We start from the raw sequence: 302 nt of genomic DNA, 5'->3' as shown, positions 1-302 counted from the left end.
GCCCAGGCCGTAGAGCGTGTCGTTGGCAATGGCCAGGGCCTCGGCCTCGTCCTTGAAGGTGGTCACGGCCAGCACGGGGCCGAAGATTTCCTCCTGGAAGATGCGCATCTTGTTGTGGCCCTTGAACCTGTCTCTTATACACATCTCCGAGCCCACGAGACGCTGACGTTGATCGCGTATGCCGTCTTCTGCTTGAAAAACGGGGGGGGGGGGGGGGGGGGGGGGGGGGGGGGGGGGGGGGGGGGGGGGGGGGGGGGGGGGGGGGGGGGGGGGGGGGGGGGGGGGGGGGGGGGGGGGGGGGG

The 302-nt window shown here is 72.5% G+C and carries 1 pseudogene; it reads right to left on the bottom strand.

Going from position 1 to position 302, the window contains the following annotated elements:
• Nucleotides 1–126: pseudogene (locus JHD82_RS29605) on the bottom strand (aldehyde dehydrogenase family protein); the annotation flags it as partial.
• Between the last annotated feature and the right edge of the window lie 176 nt (nucleotides 127–302).

This window comes from Delftia sp. ASV31 (assembly GCF_016428765.1).
Taxonomy (GTDB): Bacteria; Pseudomonadota; Gammaproteobacteria; order Burkholderiales; family Burkholderiaceae_C; genus Comamonas; species Comamonas acidovorans.
This window is presented reverse-complemented; position numbering and strand designations above follow the sequence as displayed.